At 62.0% G+C, this 21,935-nt stretch carries 18 protein-coding genes; 13 read left to right on the plus strand and 5 right to left on the minus strand.

All coding sequences use genetic code 11. The features are described 5' to 3' along the window. Window position 1: 1 nt before the first annotated feature. The 8 genes from urtD to PYH37_RS09180 all read left to right on the plus strand — a co-directional run bounded on the left by urtD (window position 2) and on the right by PYH37_RS09180 (window position 8,386). Window positions 2–754, plus strand: coding sequence for an urea ABC transporter ATP-binding protein UrtD (urtD, locus tag PYH37_RS09145; RefSeq protein ID WP_280731097.1), 753 nt, complete (start codon window positions 2–4; stop codon window positions 752–754). A 28-nt stretch (window positions 755–782) separates the two neighbouring features. Beyond that, window positions 783–1,478 (plus strand): urea ABC transporter ATP-binding subunit UrtE, encoded by a 696-nt coding sequence (gene urtE / locus PYH37_RS09150; protein ID WP_280731098.1) that lies wholly within the window; start codon window positions 783–785, stop codon window positions 1,476–1,478. A gap of 236 nt (window positions 1,479–1,714) precedes the next feature. Continuing rightward, window positions 1,715–2,107 carry a BRA0787 family protein gene (locus PYH37_RS09155; RefSeq protein ID WP_280731099.1) on the plus strand — a complete coding sequence of 131 codons (393 nt, stop codon included), beginning with the start codon at window positions 1,715–1,717 and terminating at the stop codon, window positions 2,105–2,107. A 467-nt stretch (window positions 2,108–2,574) separates the two neighbouring features. Next, the gene (locus PYH37_RS09160; protein ID WP_280731100.1) at window positions 2,575–3,699 is read left to right on the plus strand and encodes a sugar ABC transporter substrate-binding protein; all 1,125 of its coding nucleotides are present in this window, start codon (window positions 2,575–2,577) and stop codon (window positions 3,697–3,699) included. A 92-nt stretch (window positions 3,700–3,791) separates the two neighbouring features. After that, window positions 3,792–5,333, plus strand: a complete 1,542-nt coding sequence (locus PYH37_RS09165) for a sugar ABC transporter ATP-binding protein (protein ID WP_280731101.1) — start codon at window positions 3,792–3,794, stop codon at window positions 5,331–5,333. After that, window positions 5,330–6,310, plus strand: coding sequence for an ABC transporter permease (locus PYH37_RS09170; protein ID WP_280731102.1), 981 nt, complete (start codon window positions 5,330–5,332; stop codon window positions 6,308–6,310). Before PYH37_RS09165 ends, PYH37_RS09170 begins: the two co-directional genes overlap by 4 nt. Next, entirely contained in the window at window positions 6,307–7,299 is a 993-nt protein-coding gene (locus PYH37_RS09175) for an ABC transporter permease (protein ID WP_280731103.1), read from the plus strand. The genes PYH37_RS09170 and PYH37_RS09175 overlap by 4 nt, the downstream gene beginning before the upstream one ends. Before the next feature lie 100 nt (window positions 7,300–7,399). Next, on the plus strand, window positions 7,400–8,386 hold the full coding sequence (locus PYH37_RS09180; RefSeq protein ID WP_280731104.1) for a substrate-binding domain-containing protein: 987 nt from the start codon (window positions 7,400–7,402) through the stop codon (window positions 8,384–8,386). Window positions 8,387–8,586: 200 nt separating this feature from the next. On the opposite strand, the gene PYH37_RS09185 is transcribed toward PYH37_RS09180, so the two are convergent. The 5 genes from PYH37_RS09185 to PYH37_RS09205 are packed head-to-tail and all read right to left on the minus strand — an operon-like array spanning window position 8,587 to window position 13,605. Next, window positions 8,587–9,852 (minus strand): ABC transporter substrate-binding protein, encoded by a 1,266-nt coding sequence (locus PYH37_RS09185; protein WP_280731105.1) that lies wholly within the window; start codon window positions 9,850–9,852, stop codon window positions 8,587–8,589. A gap of 22 nt (window positions 9,853–9,874) precedes the next feature. Beyond that, window positions 9,875–10,705, minus strand: coding sequence for a carbohydrate ABC transporter permease (locus PYH37_RS09190; RefSeq protein WP_280731106.1), 831 nt, complete (start codon window positions 10,703–10,705; stop codon window positions 9,875–9,877). Further along, a complete protein-coding gene (locus PYH37_RS09195) occupies window positions 10,702–11,613 on the minus strand; it encodes a carbohydrate ABC transporter permease (protein ID WP_280731107.1) in 912 nt (303 codons plus the stop codon). Before PYH37_RS09195 ends, PYH37_RS09190 begins: the two co-directional genes overlap by 4 nt. Further along, entirely contained in the window at window positions 11,606–12,772 is a 1,167-nt protein-coding gene (locus tag PYH37_RS09200; RefSeq protein WP_280731108.1) for an ABC transporter ATP-binding protein, read from the minus strand. The genes PYH37_RS09195 and PYH37_RS09200 overlap by 8 nt, the downstream gene beginning before the upstream one ends. Continuing rightward, on the minus strand, window positions 12,769–13,605 hold the full coding sequence (locus tag PYH37_RS09205; RefSeq protein ID WP_280731109.1) for a metallophosphoesterase family protein: 837 nt from the start codon (window positions 13,603–13,605) through the stop codon (window positions 12,769–12,771). Before PYH37_RS09205 ends, PYH37_RS09200 begins: the two co-directional genes overlap by 4 nt. A gap of 245 nt (window positions 13,606–13,850) precedes the next feature. On the opposite strand from PYH37_RS09205, the gene PYH37_RS09210 reads away from it, so the two are divergent. The 5 genes from PYH37_RS09210 (at window position 13,851) to PYH37_RS09230 (ending at window position 21,932) form a co-directional block, all read left to right on the plus strand. Next, window positions 13,851–15,128 (plus strand): L-fuconate dehydratase, encoded by a 1,278-nt coding sequence (locus PYH37_RS09210; protein WP_280731110.1) that lies wholly within the window; start codon window positions 13,851–13,853, stop codon window positions 15,126–15,128. Window positions 15,129–15,396: 268 nt separating this feature from the next. Then, window positions 15,397–16,671 carry a plasmid partitioning protein RepA gene (gene repA, locus PYH37_RS09215; protein ID WP_280731112.1) on the plus strand — a complete coding sequence of 425 codons (1,275 nt, stop codon included), beginning with the start codon at window positions 15,397–15,399 and terminating at the stop codon, window positions 16,669–16,671. A gap of 3 nt (window positions 16,672–16,674) precedes the next feature. Then, window positions 16,675–17,745 carry a plasmid partitioning protein RepB gene (repB, locus tag PYH37_RS09220; protein WP_280731113.1) on the plus strand — a complete coding sequence of 357 codons (1,071 nt, stop codon included), beginning with the start codon at window positions 16,675–16,677 and terminating at the stop codon, window positions 17,743–17,745. 382 nt (window positions 17,746–18,127) lie between these two features. Next, the gene (locus tag PYH37_RS09225) at window positions 18,128–20,953 is read left to right on the plus strand and encodes a DNA translocase FtsK (protein WP_280731114.1); all 2,826 of its coding nucleotides are present in this window, start codon (window positions 18,128–18,130) and stop codon (window positions 20,951–20,953) included. Between the two features lie 226 nt (window positions 20,954–21,179). Next, entirely contained in the window at window positions 21,180–21,932 is a 753-nt protein-coding gene (locus tag PYH37_RS09230) for a GntR family transcriptional regulator (protein ID WP_280731115.1), read from the plus strand. Window positions 21,933–21,935: the final 3 nt, after the last annotated feature.

Genomic DNA, 21,935 nt, shown 5'->3' on the forward strand with positions numbered 1-21,935 from the left:
CATGACCGAGAAGAAACCGAGAAGCCTGCTCTATCTCGATGGCGTTTCCGTCTCCTTCGACGGCTTCAAGGCGCTGAATTCGCTCTCCTTCGTGGTCGAGCCTGGGGAATTGCGCGCAATCATCGGCCCAAACGGCGCCGGCAAGACGACGATGATGGACATCATCACCGGCAAGACGCGGCCGGACGAAGGCGACGTGTTCTTCAAGGGAGACATAGACCTCACCCGAAAGGATGAGGCGGAAATCGCTCAGCTCGGCATCGGCCGCAAGTTTCAGAAGCCGACGGTTTTCGAGAACCATACGGTGTGGGACAACCTGGAGTTGGCGCTTGATCGCAGCCGCGGCGTCTTTGCCACTCTGTTCTATCGTTTGACGCGCGAGGACAAGGTGCGCATCGAGGAGATACTTGCGACCGTTCGGCTGACGGCGCGCCGTGACGATCTCGCAGCCAATCTCTCACACGGCCAGAAGCAATGGCTGGAGATCGGCATGCTGCTTGCGCAGGAACCGGAACTGCTGCTCGTTGATGAGCCGGTGGCCGGCATGACGGACGCGGAGACGGCGGAAACCGCGATCCTGTTGAAGGAGATCGCCAAAACGCGCTCCGTCGTCGTGGTCGAGCATGACATGGGTTTCATCCGTGACCTCGGTGTCAAGGTGACCTGTCTCGCGGAGGGCTCCGTGCTTGCGGAAGGTTCCATTGATTTCGTGAGCAGTGATCCGAAGGTGATCGAGAACTATCTCGGCCGATGAACGCGAGCGAGCGAGGAGTTTTTAACGCATGTTGACGGTGGAAAATGTCAGCCTTCACTATGGCGCCGCCCAGGCCTTGCGCAATGTCTCAATCAAGGCAGAGATGGGAAAAATCACCTGCGTGCTAGGGCGGAACGGCGTGGGCAAATCCAGCCTGCTCAGAGCGATAACCGGCCAGCACCCGGTGAGTGCAGGCGCTATCTCCTTCAATGATACGCCGCTCGACGGCATGGCGCCCTTCCGGCGCGCCAAGCAGGGCGTCGGCTACGTGCCGCAGGGCCGCGAGATCTTTCCTCTCCTGACGGTGAAGGAGAATTTGGAGACCGGCTATGCGCCGCTGAGGCGGGCAGACCGCTCGATTCCGGACGATATCTTCAGCCTGTTTCCGGTGCTTCAGACGATGCTCGGACGCCGCGGCGGCGATCTTTCCGGTGGCCAGCAGCAGCAACTCGCCATAGGTCGCGCGCTCGTCAGCCGCCCGAAGATCCTTGTGCTCGACGAGCCGACAGAAGGTATTCAGCCCTCGATTATCAAGGACATAGGCAGGGCGATAAGATATCTGAGGGATTCGACCGGCATGGCGATCCTGCTCGTCGAGCAATATCTCGATTTCTGCCGGGAGCTTGCTGACCATGTCTACATCATGGACCGTGGCGCCTTCGTACATGAAGGAGCGGCAGAGACGCTCGACACGCCGGAGGCACGCCGGCACCTGACCGTGTAATTTCTCGCAGCCGAATTTCACCACTTCATTCAGCGGTTTGCGCCGGCGGCGCAAGCTCCGCCGCGGCAAGCATCCCCAGGAAATCCACCTTTCTGGTCAAATGCGTTTGCCCCTTGGGTTTCTTTGAACCATACTGCCACTGCACATCCCACGGTTGCCAGGAGTATTGCAATCAGTTTTGCTGACAGAATTGGCCATTTCGCGTTTCCGGTCTAGCCCAATCGGAGGAGACACAAATGACGAATTTCCTGCCCGCCCTGTATGAAGGGCATGCCCCGATAACCCTGCAAAATCTCTTCAGAGATGCGCTCGAAGCCTATGACGACTGGGGTGAAGATACACCCGAACCGATCGTTCCCTTCGAAGGCAAGGTGCTTCCGATCAGCGCTGTTTTCGAGTGGATGAAACCCTGCACCGACATCATGCCCACCAACATGCTCGGCATCGTCACCGACCGGCTGAGCAAGCCCTGGAACGGCGCGGGACCGCTCGACGAAATGACCTTCTCTACCGCCGCCCGCGTCATGTCCGTTCTTGTGCGGCGCCGGCTGAGACGCTTCGGACGCGGTTCGATCGAGAGCTTTATGGACCGCTTCAATCAAGCTTATGGAACCGCTCAGCAGGGCTGAGCGGAAACTGCCGCGGACAGCGCGGGTTACAGCGCGGTTGCGTCTTTTCAGACGCATAAAGGCCGCTGTAGCACTTCGAAATTGCTGCGTGTTTTATCTTGAATCGGCCTCGATGTAAGGAAACGCGCAGTAGGGCTGCGCCGTCCGCTCGCCCAGCGTATCGTTCCGTTCGATGGCGGGGGTGGCTTCGTCAAACGGAACCGAGAAATCGATCGCTGCAAGCGAGCGACCGTCACCTGCCGATGGTGCGGGTGGGGCGCAGGTGCAGTTTACAATGGCCATTGGTAACGCTACCATCGCTGACTGACGCCCAGGGGAGGAGACCTGTCCGGCGTCGGACTCGCGTATCGACATGTCGTGCCGGATCGGCAAGCAACGCAGATGAATTCTGCGGCGAATTATCGACGTTTTGCGGCCCCCTGTTTCGATGCCCTGTCCCGGCATTACCACAAATGGGAGGGAATTCGATGACCAGCAAATTCGTCAGCGGCATGCTCACGGCCGCTGCACTCGCATTTCTATCCACCACCGCCTACGCTGAGCCTGAAATCGTCAGTGGCCCGGCAGCAGACCCGGATTGTTTCGCGCCGTGGTCGCCCGAAACCAAATTCTTCAAGTTTCAAAAAAAGGAAGGTCCTTACCGGATCGCGCTCGCGAACGGCTATATCGCCAACACCTGGCGCATTCAGATGATCCAAACGGCCAAGGCTTATGCCGCGCAGCCGGACGTGGCGGCAAAGCTCAAGGAGTTCAAGGTGGTGTCGACCGGCGAGGACGTGCCGGCGCAGATCTCCGCAATCAACAATTTCATCGACTCTGGCTATGACGCAATCGTCGTCAACGCCCAGAACCCGACCGCCTTCGGGCCGGTTATCAAACGCGCAAAGGAAGCCGGCGTTGTTCTCGTCGCTTTCGACAACATTCTCGACACGGAGGATGCGATAAACGTCAACGTCGATCAGAAAGGCCTCGGCGTTCTCTGGGCGAACTGGCTCGCCAAGCACTTGCCGGAAGGCGGCAAGATCCTCGAAGTGCGCGGGGTCGCCGGTACTTCGGTCGACACCGATCGCCATAACGGCATTCATGAGACGTTGGCCGCCACCGGCAAGAAGTGGGATGTGGTGGAAGTGCTCGGCAAATGGGATGATCCGACGGCGCAGAAGGCGACCGCCGATGCGATTGCCGTTCACAAGAAGTTCGATGGTATCACGGCGCAGGGTGGTGACACCGGCGTCGTCCAGGCGATGATCGATGCCGGTCACCCTTTCGTGCCGTTCGGCGGCGAAACGGAAAACGGATTCCGTAAATTCTGCGCCAAGCATGCCGCGGAAGGGTTGAAGTGCTCCTCGGCCGGCACCGGCCCGGCCCAGGTGGCGGTCGCCATCAAGACGGCTATTGCCGCGCTCGAGGGCGAGGTCGTGCCGCAGTCGATCAAGCTGCCTTTGGCGATCGTCGAGGACCCGAACTTCAAGGAAGGTCAGGATTACTATCCCGACCAGTCGGACAACTTCTTCGTCGGCAATGCTTTTCCGACCTGCGACATCAATTTCACCGCCCAGGAAATCATGGGGCAGAGCAAGGAAAACCAGTAGGTTCGCCCCGGAACATTGTTTCTCAAAAAGCATACCGCGCCCTCCTTCGGCGCGGTATGCGGCGACAATCCTGACCGAGGCGGCCGATGGACATGGCAGAACGAGACACGCCAACCGTGCTCTTCCGGATGGAAGGCGTGTCGAAACGCTATGGCGGTGTGCGCGCGCTCGAAAATGCCGAACTCGCGGTAACGGCGGGTCGGATCCACGCGATTCTCGGTGAAAACGGCGCCGGCAAATCGACGCTCATCAAGATCATGGCAGGCGTGGTGGCGCCGGATGATGGGCGAATGCTTCTCGACGGCCAAGAGGTCGCCTTCCGCTCACCAGCGGAGGCTGCCGCTGCAGGCATTGCCTGCGTTTTCCAAGAGCTGTCGCTGATCCCGGACTTGAGCGTTGCCGACAATATCGTCATCGCCAATCCGCCCTGCCGTTTCGGCATGATCGACCGCCGTGCTCAGCGGGCGATCGCCGAGGAGGCTTTGGCGCGAGCGGGTGCCGACGATATTCATCCTCGGGCGGCGGTGAAGGACCTGCCGCTGTCGCGTCGGCAACTGGTGGAGATCGCCAAGGCGCTCGTCTCGAAGCCGCGCATTCTGATCCTCGACGAAGCCACCTCGGCACTCACGGCCGGCGATGTTGCCAAGGTGTTTGCTGTCCTCAAACGGCTGCGTTCAGAAGGCCTTGCTCTCCTTTACATCTCGCACCGCATGCACGAGATCACCGAACTTGCCGACACGTGCACCGTGTTTCGCAATGGCCGCAACGTTGCGAGTTTCAAGGCCGGCACCCGCAGCAGCAGCGAAGTCGTTGAGATGATGATCGGGCGCGAATACAGCAATGTTTTCCCGCCGAAGCCGAAGCGAATAGCGGCGGCAGGAAAACCAGTACTCGAATGCCGAAGCCTCGGCTGGAGCGATCGGCTGCGCGATATTTCCCTGACCGTCGGGGAAGGGGAGGTGGTGGGCCTCGGCGGCTTGGAAGGGCAGGGGCAGCGGCAGTTGCTTTTAGCCCTCTTCGGCGTGTTGCGCGGAACGACGGGTTCGCTGCTCATCGACGGCACACCGGCCACGGTCCGAAGCCCGGCGACCGCGCGGGGAGCGCACAACGCCATGGCGCTCATCCCGGAAGACCGAAAGACCGAGGGATTGATGCTGCCGATGACAGTGCGCGAAAACCTGTCCTTCGCTGCCCTCGATCGTGTTTCCCGCGGCGGCATCATCGATCGGAACAAGGAGGAGCAACTGATCGACGAAATGGTACGGCTGCTGGCGATCAAGACCGCGGGCCTCGATATTCAGGTGGGGGCGCTCTCTGGCGGCAATCAGCAAAAGGTCGTCATCGCCAAGTGGCTGATGCGCAAACCTAGGATCATTCTGCTCAACGATCCGACCCGTGGGATCGACGTCGGAACGAAGCAGGAGCTCTACCAGCTTCTAAGGAGATTGGCGGAGACTGGAGCGGCGATCCTGTTCTACTCTACCGACTACGACGAGCTGATCGGTTGCTGCGACCGTGTGCTGGTCTTCTATGACGGCCGTATCGTGCGGGAATTGGAGGGCGATGAGATCACGGAGCATGCGCTGATCGCCAGTGCGCTCAACGTCGAGGAAGGCAAGGGGACAGCAGCATGAGCGAATGGCGCTACTGGCTGAATGAACAGCGCGGCACACTGATAGGGCTCGCCATTTTTCTGATGATGTTTTCCGTCTACATCGCCAACCACCCGGCCGGCCTCACTGCGAATGTGGCGCAGACGGCCGCCAACAAAGGCGCTCTGCTCGCCTTCGTAGCGATGGCACAGGCACTGGTGGTGATCACCGCTGGAATTGACCTCTCCGTGGGCATGATCTTCGTGCTGACGAATTGCCTCGCCTCCTGGATCGTCGTCGGCGCGCCGATGCCGACCGCCCTCGGGGTGGGCGCGGTGCTTTTGACCGGCATGGTCTGCGGCGCCATTAATGGACTGCTGGTGATCTACGGTCGGCTGCAGCCGATCGTCGCGACAATCGCGACCGGTGCGGTCTATTTCGGCCTGGCGCTGCTGCTCAGACCTTTCCCCGGCGGTTCGGTCAACGAGGAGCTCGCCGATGCGCTGACCGGCCGGCTCTTCGGCGTTGTCCCTTCGAGCCTTGTGGCGTTGACGGCAGTCGTCTTTCTCGTCTGGTTGCCCTTTCGGCGCTCCAAGATCGGTCGCGCCGCCTATGCGGCGGGTTCTTCCGAGCCGGCGGCTTTCATGTCCGGCGTGCCGATCCGGCGAGGCAAGTTTGCGGCCTATACGCTTGCCGGACTGCTCGCGGGCATGGGGGGATTGTTCCTTACCTTTTTCACCTATACCGGCGAGGCGGCCTATGCCAGCGGCAGCGCATATACGCTCTGGTCCATTGCCGCCGTGGTGCTCGGCGGCGTATCGCTTTATGGCGGGCGCGGCAGCGCGATCGGCGCGATCTTCGGCGCCTTCGCGGCTCGCACCACCGGCGACATGCTCTTCGTCTTCGACGTCGACCCGCTGTGGCAGCCGCTGCTCCAGGGCATCGTGCTCATGATTGCCGTCAGCATCGGATCGTTGGCCTTGCTGCGCGTCCGCAACCGTTTGGATTGGTTCCGATGAGCGAGGCCTCCGAAGACCATCTCTCGTTCAGAGCCCGCCTGCCGGGCTTTCTCCGCCGCATGGAGCCGGCCGTCCTCACTGCATTCGGCTGCATCCTGCTGCTTCTGTTTTTGGGCAGCCTTTATTCGAGCAACTTCCTGTCGCCCGATTATCTTCTGCAGCAGATGAAAGTCGCTTCCTTCCTCGGCGTGGTCGCCGCCGGAATGATGGTCGTCATCCTCCTCGGCCACATCGATCTCTCCGTTCCCTGGGTGATGACCATGGGCGCGATGATGGCCTGCGCGGTTGCCGGCTTCGGCGAGGCGGGACCCGTTATCGCGATCCCCGCCGGCGTTTTCTGCGGCGCGAGTTTCGGCCTATTGAACGGCGTCGGCGTCGCCTATTTGCGCATTCCCTCGATGATCGTGACCCTTGCGACCAATGTGGTGGCGCAGGGGCTGATGGTGGTCTACACGGGCGGTTTCTCACCGCAGGATTCGGCATCACCTGCGATGCGCTGGCTGGCGACCGGTGCGATCATACCAGGTCTCCCAAACGCCATTCTGGTCTGGATCGCCATCAGCGCCGCGATGATCTTCCTGTTCACGCGCACTTCGTATGGACGCGCAGTCTATGGTATCGGCAACAGCGAGCGCGCCGCCTATCTCTCCGGCGTCGACACCCGACGCGTCGTCATGATCGCTTTCGCGATTTCAGGAGCTCTGAGCGCTTTTGGCGGCGTTCTGCTCGCCGGCTATGCGTCGAAGGCGGCTCAGGCGATGGGTGACGCTTATCTTCTGCCGGCGATTGCCGCCGTCGTGCTCGGCGGCACGTCTATTCTCGGCGGCCGCGGTTCCTATCTCGGGACTGTCGCTGGCGTCGTCCTGATTACTCTGTTGCAATCGATACTCTCGGTCATGCAGATGCCGGAAGCGGGCCGGCAGATCGTCTACGGCGCGGTCATTATCGTCATGCTTCTGCTCTATGGCCGCGCGCCGCCGGACCGGTAACATTTGACTGCAAACCGCGAAGCGCACGCGGCGTGTTCGCCTGGGCTTGCGTGGCGCGCCGTTCAATCCGCTGTCACAAAAGCACGATAGGGATGAACGAATGGCGACGCTGCAGCAGATAGCTTTTCACGCCGGTTGCTCGCTGGCGACGGTGTCGCGCGCTTTGAAGGGCGAAGGGCCGGTCAGTGATGAAATGGTACGCCGCGTGCGTCGCGCCGCCGCTGAACTCGGCTACAGATCTCGCACTTCGGCCGGTGTAGCCGGGACGCGGAACCGTCCCGTTGTCGGCGTGCTGGTGCCGAGTGTGACGAATCCTGTCTTCGCCGCCTCGCTCGCCGGCATTCAGCACCGTATGCAGGCGGCTTCACATGGTGTTCTGATTGCCCAATCAAACTATGATCCGGCACTGGAATGCCGGGCGGTCAGCGCGCTCTTGGAGCAGCGCCCGACCGGCTTGATCCTGACGCTCTGCAATGCTGAAACCAGCAAGGCGCTTTCTGCATCACTGCCCCCGACGATCCTGCTGAACAATCTGCCGGTTGCTCGCTTCCCTGCTGCCGTGACAGTCGACAATTACCGCGCCGGTTATGAGATCACACGTCATGTGCTGGCGCATCGGCACCACCGCATCCTGTTCGTTTCTGGCCATTTCTCCTCCTCCGACCGGGCACGCCTGCGTTACGAAGGATACCGCGCTGCGATGGGCGACGCCGGGTACCGCCCGCTCCAACCAATGGAAATTCCGTTCGTTGACGGCTACGAGCATCTGGAACTCGCCCCCGTGATGGAAGACTACGCCCCGACGGCGATCATCGCTTCCAATGACCTGCTGGCTCTGGGCGTTATCGGCGCGCTCAGACGGGTTGGCCTGTCGGTACCTGGCGACGTCTCGGTTGCCGGTTTTGACGGCATTCCGATCGGCCGGCTAATGAACCCCTCGCTCACCACCGTGGCGATGCCGGACGGCGACATGGGCGTTGCAGCCGCGGCGATGCTGCTCGACATCGCCACAAATGCCCTGCAATGCCGCCATCTTCGCCTCGATCATCGGCTCTATGCCGGTGGGACGGTGCGCAGCGCAGTGTAGGCGGGGACTGCCGGCTCTCCGCCACTACTGTTTCCTTAAATCGGAGCCGATCTAAGGATAAAAACATGCGGCAATTCAAAGCGCTACGGCGACCTTTGTGCGTCTGAAAAGACGCACGGCGCTGTCGTCGAATGCCGATGTGGGTGGCCACCCCTTCGACTCCTCGGCGGGGTGGCAGGCTCGGCTGCTGGCCGCAAGGCTCAACTGCGCGGCAGCAGGCTTTCCACTTCGGCGGCCGCGTCGTCGAGCGCCTCCTGCGGTGTTGCTGATTGTTCGACCACCCGCGACAGGTTCTCTACGATCGACTGGGTGACCTTGACCCCGTTCGTGCCCGGGAAGGCATACCACGGGATCATCCGCGGCATCTGCTCAAGGGCGGCGCGGAACAATGGATTTTCCCTGTAGAAGTTCCCAAGGTATTCCGGCGACTTCGCGGCGAGTTCGTTGTTCGGGACGTAACCGGTCCCGGGGACAACGACCGAGGCGCCATAGGGGCCCGCCGCGAACTTGGCGAATTTCCAGGCCGCATCCTGCTTTTCGGCGTCGCGCGTCAGGATCACGACGGCATTGCCGCCGGTCGGCAGCTTGCCGTTCACGGGATCGATCAGCGGGATATGCGCCGTGCGCAGGTCGAACTTACCACCGACATTCTTGATCGTGTTGCGCAGCGCGCCGGTCGTCTGGAAGGCGAAGCCGATCTTGCCGGCGACGAAAGCCTGTTCGCCGGCCTGTTTCGTGAGAACCGGCAGTCCGCCTTCCTTGACCATGCGGTCGAGCACTTCGATTGCCTTCTGACCTTCCGGACCGTTGAAGGCGACCTTCGTCTCGTCCTCGTTCAGCATGCGACCGCCGGCGCCGAAGAGGAGGGCGGAGAACATCCAATCGTCACCCTGCCAGCGGAAGTCGATGCCTTCGACGCCGCCGCCGAGCGCCTTGATCTTGCCGCCGAGTGCGATCACTTCGTCCCAGGTCTTCGGCGGCTTGTCCGGATCTCCGCCGGCTTTGCGGACGAGATCGGCGTTGTAGTACATGATCGGATTGGAGGTCGCGAAAGCGAGGCCCACCTGCTTGCCGCCGACCTGGGCGAGCTTCAGGATGTTGTCCGAGAAACCCTGCTCGGCCATGTTGCCGTCCTTGGCGATGAACGGTGCGAGATCAACGGGAATGTCGCGCTCGTTGACCATGCGCAGGCGGTTGAGGCCGATGAAGGTGATGTCGGGCATCTCAGCCGTGCCGGCTTGGCGCATGATCGTCTGGATACCTTCCTCGTAGGTGGCGGAGGGATTGGCAAAGGTGATCTTGATATCCGGGTTTTCTTCCATGAACTTCTTCGAGATCGTGTCCATCACGTCCTTGAAGAAGCCGGGCATCGGATAGTGCACCGTCAGCACCGTTTCGGCCTGAGCCGGGGCTGCGAGGGTGATCGACACCGACGCGGCGGCGAGAAATTGCCTGAATAGTTTCATGACGCTCTCCTGGTTCGACCGGTCAGCCTTTGAGCCCGGTCATTGTAATGCCCTCGACGAAGCGCTTCTGCGCGAGCAGGAAGGCGGCGACGAGGGGAAGGGTGATCATCAGTGTGGCGGCCATCAGCGCGCCGTAGTCGTCGCCGGCTTCGGCGGCGCGGAAATAGAGAAGACCGAGCGGGGGAGTCGCGTAGTCCTGGTTGGTGACGACCACCAGCGGCCAGAACAGATCGTTCCAATGCGCAACCACGGAGAAGATGGCGAAGGCGGTGATGGCGGGCCATGCGTTCGGCACGACCACGCGGGTAACGATGTCGCTCTCGGACATGCCGTCGAGGCGCGCGGCATGGATCAGATCGTCCGGGATGGCGCGGAAGAACTGCAAGAACAGGAAGATCGCGAAGACCGAAATGGAGAAGGGCGCAACCAGTGCCGTGTAGCTGTTGAGCACGGCCAATCGATCGAAGGCGACATAGAGCGGCAGCGCGGTGGCGTGAATGGGCACCAGTAGCCCGAGCATCACGAGCGCCATCATGAGACGCGCCGCGGGAAATTTGAGTTTCGCCATGGCGTAGGCGCAGGGTATGGCGACGACGACTTGCACGATGAAGATCAGCGCGCAGACGATGACGCCGTTCATTAAAAGAGTCGTCATCGAAACGCGTGAAAGCGCCTTGCTGAAGTTCTCCACATAAGACCAGTGCTCAGGAATGAGCGACAATGAGGAGGAAAAGATCTCGCTCTGCGCCTTGCCGGCGGTCGAAAGCATGAAAGTGTAGGGCGCAAGGAAAACGAGCGCGCCGAGCGACAGGAGTGTGAGCCGAACGATCCGGCCGAGGGAAAGGCTGGTCATGCGTAATGCACCTTCCGATCGAGAATGCGGTATTGGAGGAACATCAGGACGACGAGGATGGCGAGGAAGACGACCGTTATCGCCGAGGCATAACCGACCCGGAGATAGACGAAGCCCTCCTGGTAGATGGTGAAAAGCAGCACTTCGGAGGCCTTGTTCGGCCCGCCTTCGGTCAGCGTTTTCACCGTTTCGAAGACCTTCACCGAGTTGATGGTGCTGATCGTCGTGACGAAGAGCGTCGTCGGCCCGAGCATCGGCCAGGTCACGAGCCGGAACCGGTCGAGCCAGGACTTGGCGCCGTCCACTTCCGCGGCGGCAAAGAGCTCGCGCGGGATGGCGGTGAGCCCGGCAAGGAATAAGACCATGTTGAAGCCGACAGATTGCCAGATGCCGATGATCGCCAGGCTGTAGAGCACGGTGCCGGAGGCGCCGAGCCAGTTCGGCCCGGCAATGCCGAAATAGGCAAGGAAGGCGTTGATCGGTCCGATGCTCGGATGGAAGAGGAACTGCCAGACCGTCGCCATGGCGACGAGCAACGAGGCGACGGGAAGAAAATAGACCGTGCGGAAGAAGGCCTTGGCCCGCGTCTCTGCCTCGATCAACAGGGCGATGGCGAGCGCCAGCACGATTGACACCGGCGTAACGATCGCCGTGTAGACGGCGGTGTTCCAGAGGGAGCGGCGGAAGGTGCGGTCACTGATTAGCTCTGCGTAGTTCTCGAAGCCGACGAAGCGGAAGCCCCCATAGCCGAGCTCGTAATCGGTGAAGCCGAGGATCACGACGGCAAGCGTTGGCAGCAGGATGAAGAGGAACATGAGCAGGATTGCGGGAGCGGCCAGCAACCAGGAGATCCGTGCTTCGCGCCGATCAGCGAGCGCGAGCGGCATGTCTATCGCGACGCTAGCCATGGGCCTTCTCCAGAGTCGACGCGATGGCGACCGTTTTCGCCCGCAAGCGTCTGCCGGTCATAGCGAAGAGCATCGCCCGGTCTGGTTCGATGTCGACCGAAACCGGCATGTCTGCTGAGAGCGTTGCCGCCTCGGCCGGTGCGGCCTTTGAGACGATCGTTTCGCCGATCGCGTCGAGTCTTGCGTGCACGATGACCTCAGAGCCCAGGAACTCGGTCCGCTCGACACGGGCCTTCAGGATGCCGTCAGCCCTTGCACTGAGGCGGACGAATTCGGGCCGGACGCCTATCATGACCGCCGTCTCGCCCGGCGCTGCATTTACGGCGGCAAGGGTCAGGGCCCCGAAGCGCACCGTGCCGGACGCATCCATCCGCGTTTCGAGAATGTTGATGCGCGGCTGGCCGAGGAAGCGGGCGACCTCGACATGGGCGGGGTTGTCATAGATTTCCTGCGGCGGAGCCAATTGCAGGAGGGTACCGCCGATCATCACGGCAACACGATCGGCCATCGACAGCGCCTCGGACTGGTCGTGGGTGACGTAGAGCGTCGGCACGCCGGCACGCCGGTGAAGCTCGACGATCTCGCCACGGGCGTGAACGCGCAGGTTCGCATCGAGGTTGGAGAGCGGCTCGTCCATCAGGAAGACGCTCGGACGCCGAACCATCGCGCGGGCGAGTGCCACGCGCTGGCGCTGTCCGCCCGACATCTGCCCCGGTTTTCGGTCAAGCAGATGGTCGATCTTGAGGGACGAGGCCATGTCGCGGACCTGCCGCTGAATCTCGGCACGGATCTGCCGCTGACCGGGAACAAGGCTGCCGATGAACGGTAGGCGCTGGGTAGCCGTCAGGCGGCGCATCGCGAGCGGCACGGCAATGTTCTGGCCGGCCGTCAGATGCGGGTAGAGGGCGTAGGACTGGAATACCATCGCGACGTTGCGATCGGCGGCGACGACCGTTGATACCTCGCGGCCGCTGATGGCGATCTCGCCGCCATCCGCATGATCCAATCCCGCGACGATGCGCAAAAGCGTGCTCTTGCCGCAGCCGGACGGGCCGACGAGCGCGATGAATTCGCCTCGTTCCGCCTCCAGGCTGACGCCCTTTAGGATCGCGTTGCCGGAAAAGGACTTGGTGATGTTGCGGAGCGAAAGGATGCTCATTGCGCCGCCTCCACGAGCTTTTTCGCTGCGCGCGGGTAAACTTCCTCGACGACGTGATCGAGCACGTGAGCTCTCAATCCGGGCACGCTGACGATTTTGCTCTCGATCTCTCGTTCGCCAGCGTGATGGAGGACCGCTCCGACGAGCCGTTCTCCCGGCATCCCGCGCTCCAGCGTATCGATGATGAAGGAGGTGGGTGGCGCCCAGACGAGTTCGGTGCCCGCATGCTGGCCCTGCCAAGCCCAGTGCAGGTGGCCGCTGGCATGGAGCGCAACGTCATGGTCGGCCATGAGCTCGTAGAAACGCTGACGCTGCTTCGGCTTGACGCTCCAGTAGCCCGTGTCGCCTTCCGCGGGGTCGTCGACGAAGAGCGGCTTATGAGCGAAGATCGCCACCCGACGGTTGTCGCGGCCTGCAAGCTGCCGTTCAAGCCACTCGAATTGCGCTTCTTCTTCCGCGTTCTCGAACCCGAGAAGCAGGCTGTTCAGGCCGATCAGCCGCCAGTTGCCGTGGTCGGAAACCCAGTAGTCCGGTCCGACCAGCTGCCGCCAGCGGGCGAGCCGCACGGGATCGACCGGCTGATCCGAGCCGGGCAGGTGGCCGACATCGTGGTTGCCGGGCACGATCAGCACCGGCACCGACAGTTTCCGGAGGAGTTCCATGGCAAAGAGGATGTCTTCCTCCTGGTCCGCACCGTCGATCGTGAGATCGCCGGTATGGACGACGAGGTCAGCGCCCAGCGTGTCGATCCAGCGGGCAACGGGTTCCCAATTGTCGTTGAAATGGCATTTGGACGGGCTGAGATGGGTGTCGCTGATCTGAACGATTTTCATGGGACGTCGCCTCCGGCATGGTCATGAGCGCGCGGTGCAGAAAGTCGTTTGCCTGGCCGACGCCGCTTTGAGGCACTCTTTAGGGGGGTCCCATGTCAGTTTGGTAACAGGGCTTCTCAGCCGTTTTTCAGTTTCTCCATGAAAGCTTCAATCTTGCTCCGACCGCAGCCCCGTCTCGCCTGGGGATTCATGTCACTGCCGCCAAGTGGTATCATCTGGCGCGCACGGCCGTTTTGGAGCATCCCATGACCCGCATCACCGATCTCAAAGTCTTCGACTTGCGTTTCCCCACGTCCCGAAACCTCGACGGTTCCGATGCCATGAATCCGGACCCCGATTATTCGGCCGCCTACGTCATTCTCGAGACGGACCGGCCGGAATTGGCGGGACATGGTCTCACCTTCACGATCGGACGCGGCAACGATGTCTGCTGCATGGCGATCGAAGCCATGCGGCACCTGGTCGTCGGCCAGGGCACTGACGACATTCGGCGGCATCCTGGCCATTTCTGGAGACATCTGACCGGCGACAGCCAGTTGCGCTGGATCGGTCCGGAAAAGGGGGCGATTCACCTTGCGACCGGCGCAATCGTCAATGCCGTGTGGGATCTTATCGCTAAGCAGGCCGGCAAACCGGTTTGGCGGCTCGTGGCCGACATGTCGCCGGAAGAGATCGCCGATATTGTCGACTATCGCTACATGACCGACGCGCTGACGCGCGCGGAAGCGGTCGACATGCTCAGGCGTGCCGAACCGGGAAAGGCCGACCGTATTGCTACGCTCGAGAAGGAAGGTTATCCCTGCTACACGACGTCCGCTGGTTGGCTCGGATACGACGACGCGAAGCTGCGCCGGCTTGCGCAGGAGGCGGTCGACCAAGGCTTCAATCACGTCAAGATGAAGGTCGGTCGCGATCTGCCCGACGATATCCGCCGTCTGACGATCGCCCGCGAGGTGATCGGTCCTGAGCGCCATCTGATGATCGACGCCAATCAGGTATGGGAGGTGCAGGAGGCAATCGACTGGGTGAAGGCCCTCGCCTTCGCCCAGCCCTTCTTCATCGAGGAGCCGACGAGCCCTGACGACGTCGCCGGTCACCGCAAGATCCGCGAGGCGATCGCTCCGATCAAGGTCGCGACCGGCGAGATGTGCCAGAACCGCATCCTTTTCAAGCAGTTCATTGCCGAAGGCGCGATCGACATCGTGCAGATCGATGCCTGCCGCTTGGGCGGACTGAATGAAGTCCTGGCCGTCCTGCTGCTGGCCGCCAAATACGGGCTTCCGGTTTGGCCGCATGCCGGCGGCGTCGGCTTGTGCGAATATGTGCAGCATCTGTCGATGATCGATTACGTCGCTGTCTCCGGAACGAAGGACGGCCGCGTGATCGAGTATGTCGACCATCTACACAAACATTTCGTCGATCCCTGCATCATCAGAAATGCCGCCTACATGCCGCCGCAGCAACCGGGCTTTTCGATCGAAATGAAGGCGCAATCGATTGCGGCTCACACCTATCACGGATAGCGCAGGGCTCGCCGAGCCCTTCCGGCATCCCGCGTCCAGGTACCGGACATGGGGACATGTCCTATCATGCGAGAAATGGCTTGACGCGAATCAGAGGATAAATCACCTCTAACGGAATAGATCGCATATTTCGTATTTCAGCGTAGCTCAGCGATTGATCTGTCAGGAACTGTGTCGGGCGCGTTTGGCGCGGCCGAAAAGCGCGCCGTTGTTGTTCAGCGGTGGCCGACAGAAATGCGGGTGGGGAACGCGCGAGGGGATTTTGACAATGGACATGACGGGTTCGACGGCGGAGGTCGCAAGCGCAACCGGAGCGGCTTTGAGCGGGGAATACCGACGGCCCGCGGACGAAGCGATCGCCGCGGACGCGCGTGCGCTGTCCGAGCAACTGAAGGCAATGCGCGAACGCCTGTTCCCCCCGACGGCGATGAAGACACTGAGAAGCTTCACCTCCGGCGAGGCCGCCAAGCTGATCGGCGTTTCGGACGGCTATCTGCGACAGCTCTCATTGGCGGGTGAGGGACCGCAGCCCGACACCGGTGCAGGCGGGCGGCGTTCCTATTCGCTTGCCGACATCAACGCACTTCGCCGTCACCTCGCCGAGCAGGCGCAGGCCAAGGGCAACGCCGTCAAGGCGCGCGGCTATCTGAAATGGCGCGCCACGGTGAGGGGCGAGCACCTGCAGGTCATTTCGGTCACCAATTTCAAGGGCGGCTCCGGAAAAACCACTTCATCGGTTCATCTCGCGCAGTATCTAGCGATGACCGGTCATCGGGTTCTCGCGGTCGATCTCGACCCGCAGGCCTCGCTCTCGGCGCTTTTCGGCTATCAGCCGGAACTCGACCTCACCGGCAACGATACGCTTTATGGCGCGATCCGCTATGACGCTGAGGCACGGCCGCTGAGGGACATCATTCGAAAGACCTATTTCGACGGGCTCGACCTGATACCGGGCAATCTCGAGCTGCAGGAATTCGAGCATACGACGCCACAGGCTTTGAGTGCGCGTCAGAACGGCGCGGATGCGGGGCCATTGTTCTTCGCCCGCGTTCAAACGGCCTTGGCAAGCGTCGCCGGCGATTATGACGTGATCGTCATCGATTGCCCGCCGCAACTCGGCTACCTCACGCTCTCGGCGCTCTGTGCCTCCACGTCCGTCATCGTGACGGTGCATCCGCAGATGCTCGACGTCGCCTCGATGAATCAGTTCCTCTACATGACGTCGGACCTTCTAAGTGTGGTGCGCGAGGCGGGCGGCGAACTCAATTTCGATTTCCTGCGCTATCTCGTCACCCGTTTCGAACCCAATGACGGCCCGCAGGCGCAGATCGTCGGTTTCATGCGCTCGCTATTCGGCGACCGCGTGCTGACCTCGGCCATGGTGAAATCAACGGCGATCTCCGATGCCGGCTTGACGAAGCAAACGCTCTACGAAGTCGGCCGGGAGAATTTCACCCGCGCCACCTATGATCGGGCGATCGAATCGCTGAATGCCGTCAACGGCGAGGTCGAGGCTCTTATTCACGCGGCATGGGGGCGCTAAGACATGGCCCACAACAATCGCAAGAGTGAATTGCGGGCGCTGTTTTCGGGCAGTCCCGCCGCTACACCCCCCCAGGCTGCTCCTGAACAGAAGCCGTCGGTTCCGGGCGAGTTGACATCTGTCAACGGCAGGCCCGCAGCCCCGCTGGATGCGCCCCGCGCGGCATCGGGGGCGGTCAAGGCGATGGGGCTTTCGCTCGGCAACATCACCCGCGAGGCGGAAGAGGCTCGCGCACTGCGAGAAGTGCTCACGCAGAGCGAGCGCGTTGTTTCGCTTGATACTTCACTGGTCGAGGCCTCCTTTGTCGAAGATCGCCTGACCGATGGGGAAGTGGACGATCCGGATTTTCTGGCGCTCGTCGAGAGCATTCGCGAGAACGGTCAGCAGTCGCCGATCCTCGTTCGCCCGCATCCGGAAAAGCAAGGCCACTATCAGACCGCCTATGGGCACCGCCGTCTGAAGGCCGTGCGACGGCTCGAGCTACAGGTGAAGGCAGTCGTCCGGACGCTTTCCGATGACGAACTGGTGCTTGCTCAGGGCAAGGAAAACGCGGAGCGACGCAATCTCTCCTTCATTGAGCGCGCGCTTTTTGCCGCGACCCTTGCCGCGCGCGGGTTCGACCGCAAGGTAATCGGCGATGCACTCGCGGTGCAGAAGAGCGAACTGTCCCGCCTGCTGCAGGTGGCCGATAGCGTGCCGCACCATCTCGCGCGCGCCATCGGTCCGGCGCCGAAAGCCGGTCGCGAGCGCTGGATGGCGATCGGCGTCCTGCTTGAACGCGACGAGGCCCGCGAGCAGGCGGAACAGGAAATCGGCTTGTCACGGTTCCGCGAGGCGGACACCGACCAGCGCTTCCAGTTTGTCTTCAACCGGCTGTCCGGCGGCAACAAACAGGACCAGAGGGAGCCGCGGGATCTGCAGGATGCGGCGGGCCAGGTCTTCGCGCGGCTGAGGCTCGATGGCAGGAAACCGCGCATCGAGTTCGTCGCCGGCACCGACCCGACTTTCCTTGAGCAGGCGGTCGAGATGCTGGCACGCTATCATGCGGAATACGCTGCCAGGCGGAAGTCCTGACCCTGGCGTGAAGCGCGCCCGAAAGCAATCAGATGCTCGCGGGCGGAAATACGATCTGAAGCAGCCGAATCACGCCAACGTTCCGGCCGCGGATTCGTGCCGGCACCGCCCTTCTACTCGCGGGCCGAGAATACCCCCCGTTTCAGGTCTGAGAATTTTTCCTAACTTCTGAAATAGAAATTTACCAGCGGCATTCACGTGCCCTCAAGACCCCCGCGAATCGCCGAAGCACTTGAAAACAATGCTTTCGGGGGCGGCGGAAAACGTCAGCAAGAAGGGAGACCGGTCCTCTCCGCCGTCTGCTTGGAAGGGAGTTGTTAACCTTCATTTCCTATTCGCTTGAGACAGCCCCTTCGATGATGAATTTCGAGTTTTCAGGCCCATGCGTATTCCCCGGACAAATTTCTCGACGGCAGCTTTGCATGATGCAAACCAGGCGGATGATTTCGACGATCCGCATCCGGGAGCATCGGGAAGCGCCTACTCCCAGCCGGCCGATTCTCCCGCGCATGATCACCTGTTCGAGGCGCCGGTAGCGCCACGGCGAGCGGCGGCCGACGCGGTTGTCGAGAGCTATGCCGGGCGTGCCGCGCGCCTCTACGGCCCAGGTTCCGCCTATGCTCCGGCGCAGGTCACGGCGTCGTCGAACCAGCCGCTGCCGACCCTCGCCGAAATCGTCGGCCATTTTGGCGACGAGACTTGGGAAAGCCATTTCTTCCTCTCGCCCAACGTTCGGTTCACCCGCACGCCGGAGCGCGAATTCATGAAGCGGCGCGCGCCGATTGATGAGAGCGAATCGTTGGTTGAGGAAAACAAGGCCGAGGAGACCGCGACCACGGCGAACGAGCACGCCGCGCCGCATTCGGTGGCGGAAACGTCGCTGCCAGACGCCGCGCCCACGGTCGAGCCCGAGGCGGCTTCCTACAGCCCCTCCGAGTTGCTGCGCGTGCTGACGCGGCAGCTTCCCCATTGGACATCCGTTCAGTCGCGGGCGCGCGACGAAAGCAACATCGAGCCGACCGAAGCCTCAATCGAGGTTCCGGGGAACGAAGTGCCGTCTGGCGTAGATCTGCGTGAGATCGCGCCTCCCGCACTCGCACCTACCGAAGAGCCGAACTCGCCGGCCGTGGCGATGCTTGCCGACGTCGGCCCTGCAGCAGCCGGTGTCCCCGGCAGGCACCTGCCATACTTATCGGACCACGCGTTCTTCGAGTTCATGCCGCTGGAAATCGGCAATAGTCCGTCTGCAGGCGCGACGATTTCAGCTCCGAAGGCGCCAGAGACGACGTCGCAGATCGTGGCGGTGCCGAGGCCGGCCGCCCCCCGGCCGGTGGAAATCCGCAAACTGCCGCCGACGGCGATCACGTCGTTGTTCCGCGTCGTTGAATGCCGGCGCCCTGAGCTGAGCTCGCTCTCGCCTGCCCCCGCGTCTCCAAGCACGTCTAGCCCGGTAATCGCGCCGGAAGTCAGCCTGAACGAAACCGCTGTGACGCGGGAAACGACCGCCTCGACGAGTGCAGAACCGGTTGCGCCGATCAACGAGGCCGTTCCGCAGCCTGCCGTTACGAAGGCGGCGATCACCATGCCTGCGGTGGTGCAACGCTCTTCCTCGACGCTCCCGCCGATTGGCGGAATCGACCGGCTCCACACCACTGACGCCTACGAGTTTCCCTCCGAGGAGCTGCTGCAGGAAGCGCCGGAAGGCCAGGGCTTTTTCATGGCGCAGGAGCAGCTCGAGCAGAATGCCGGCCTCCTCGAAAGCGTGCTCGAGGATTTCGGCGTCAAGGGCGAGATCATCCATGTGCGGCCCGGTCCGGTCGTCACGCTCTACGAGTTCGAGCCGGCGCCCGGTGTCAAGTCCTCCCGCGTTATCGGCCTTGCCGACGATATCGCCCGCTCCATGTCGGCGCTCTCGGCGCGTGTCGCGGTCGTCCCCGGCCGCAACGTCATCGGCATCGAACTGCCGAACGCCACGCGAGAAACCGTCTATTTCCGCGAGCTGATCGAATCGAACGACTTCCGCAAGACCGGCTGCAAGCTGGCGCTTTGCCTCGGCAAGACGATCGGCGGCGAACCGGTGATCGCCGAGCTTGCCAAGATGCCGCATCTGCTCGTCGCCGGAACGACCGGATCGGGCAAATCGGTTGCGATCAACACGATGATCCTGTCGCTGCTCTACCGGCTGAAGCCGGAAGAGTGCCGGTTGATCATGGTCGATCCGAAGATGCTGGAGCTCTCCGTCTATGATGGCATTCCGCATCTGCTGACGCCCGTCGTCACAGATCCCAAGAAGGCCGTGATGGCGCTTAAATGGGCGGTGCGCGAGATGGAGGACCGCTATCGCAAGATGTCGCGGCTCGGCGTCCGTAACATCGACGGCTACAATCAGCGCGCGGCCGCCGCCCGCGAAAAGGGCGAGCCGATCCTTGCGACGGTGCAGACCGGCTTCGAGAAGGGTACCGGCGAGCCGCTTTTTGAGCAGCAGGAAATGGACCTGGCGCCGATGCCCTATATCGTCGTCATCGTCGACGAGATGGCCGACCTGATGATGGTCGCCGGCAAGGAGATCGAGGGGGCGATCCAGCGGTTGGCGCAGATGGCACGTGCCGCCGGTATCCATCTGATCATGGCAACCCAGCGCCCCTCGGTCGACGTCATCACCGGCACGATCAAGGCGAATTTTCCGACGCGCATCTCGTTCCAGGTAACGTCAAAGATCGACAGTCGCACGATTTTGGGGGAACAAGGCGCAGAACAACTCCTCGGCCAGGGCGATATGCTGCACATGGCCGGCGGCGGCCGCATCGCCCGCGTCCACGGTCCCTTCGTCTCCGACCAGGAAGTCGAGCATGTCGTCGCGCATCTGAAGGCGCAAGGTCGCCCTGAATATCTCGAGACCGTTACCGCGGACGAGGAGGAAGAGGAGGCCGAGGAAGATCAGGGCGCCATATTCGACAAAAGCGCGATCGCGTCCGAAGACGGCAACGAGCTTTACGACCAGGCGGTCAAGGTGGTGCTGCGCGACAAGAAGTGCTCCACCTCCTATATCCAGCGCCGGCTCGGTATTGGCTACAACCGTGCGGCCTCCCTCGTCGAACGCATGGAGAAGGAGGGCCTAGTCGGTCCGGCCAACCACGTTGGCAAGCGCGAGATCATCTACGGCAATCGCGACAGCGCAGGTACGCCCGACAACGACGATATGGATTGAGCGAAGCCGCCAGGTCTTCCGGTCGATTTCCCGCACCGGCGACGAGCTTAGCTGCGCCGCTCGTACGGGATCGCCGGCGGCCTTTCGCGGACCTCCATCTGATTAAAAGATGCGCAAATGCTGATAGAGGTGCCCATAGGGCGCTCAAAACAGGCAGCGTTCGCAACGCGAGCGATTAAAAACATAAGAGCATGATACTGGCACAAGGCTTGCTTGCCTGTCTTGTATGCAAGATTTGTCGCCACAGCAGAATGGTCAGAACGGCATCGACGATGCCGTCGTCTCAGGCATCCTCTCCGCCCGCATCCGCCCCGGCACGCGGCTGAGCGAGAACGAGCTCGCCAGCCTCTTCAACGTTTCGCGCACGCGGGTCCGCGAGGCGATGATGCGGCTAGAGGCGCGCGGTATCGTCAAGGTTAGCCCGAGGCGCGGCTGGTTCGTGGTCGAACCCTCGGCCGAGGAGGCGACGACCGTCTATGCCGCACGGCGTGTTATCGAGGCGGGGCTCGTGCGCAGCATGGATCGCCTTACGGCGAGTGGCCGCGACGCCCTCACTGCCCATCTTGCCGAAGAAAAGGCGGCGATCGCCGCGGCCGATCGCCAGCGCCTCACGTGCCTTATGGGCGATTTTCACATCCGGATCGCGGAACTCTCCGGTAATGCCATTCTCGTTGAGATACTGCGCGATCTGACCGCCCGCACGATCCTGATCTCTTTACTCTACCAGTCCGACTTCCACGCCATGCAGTCTCATCTCGGCCATTGCCGCATCGTCGCGGCGATGGAGGAGGGGGACTTCCTGAAGGCGGCGGCGCTTTCCGTCGAGCATTTGGACGAGGTGGAGACGGGGCTGGATCTCACCCAGCGTCCCGATCCGCTGGCCGACCTCAGGCGCTCCCTTTCGCTTCCGCCCCAGAGTGCGGCCTCGTCTTCAACGGCGCCACCAAAAACCAAACCGCAAACCAAAACAGGAGAATGACTC

The sequence above is a fragment of the Sinorhizobium numidicum genome (assembly GCF_029892045.1).
Taxonomy (GTDB): Bacteria; Pseudomonadota; Alphaproteobacteria; order Rhizobiales; family Rhizobiaceae; genus Sinorhizobium; species Sinorhizobium numidicum.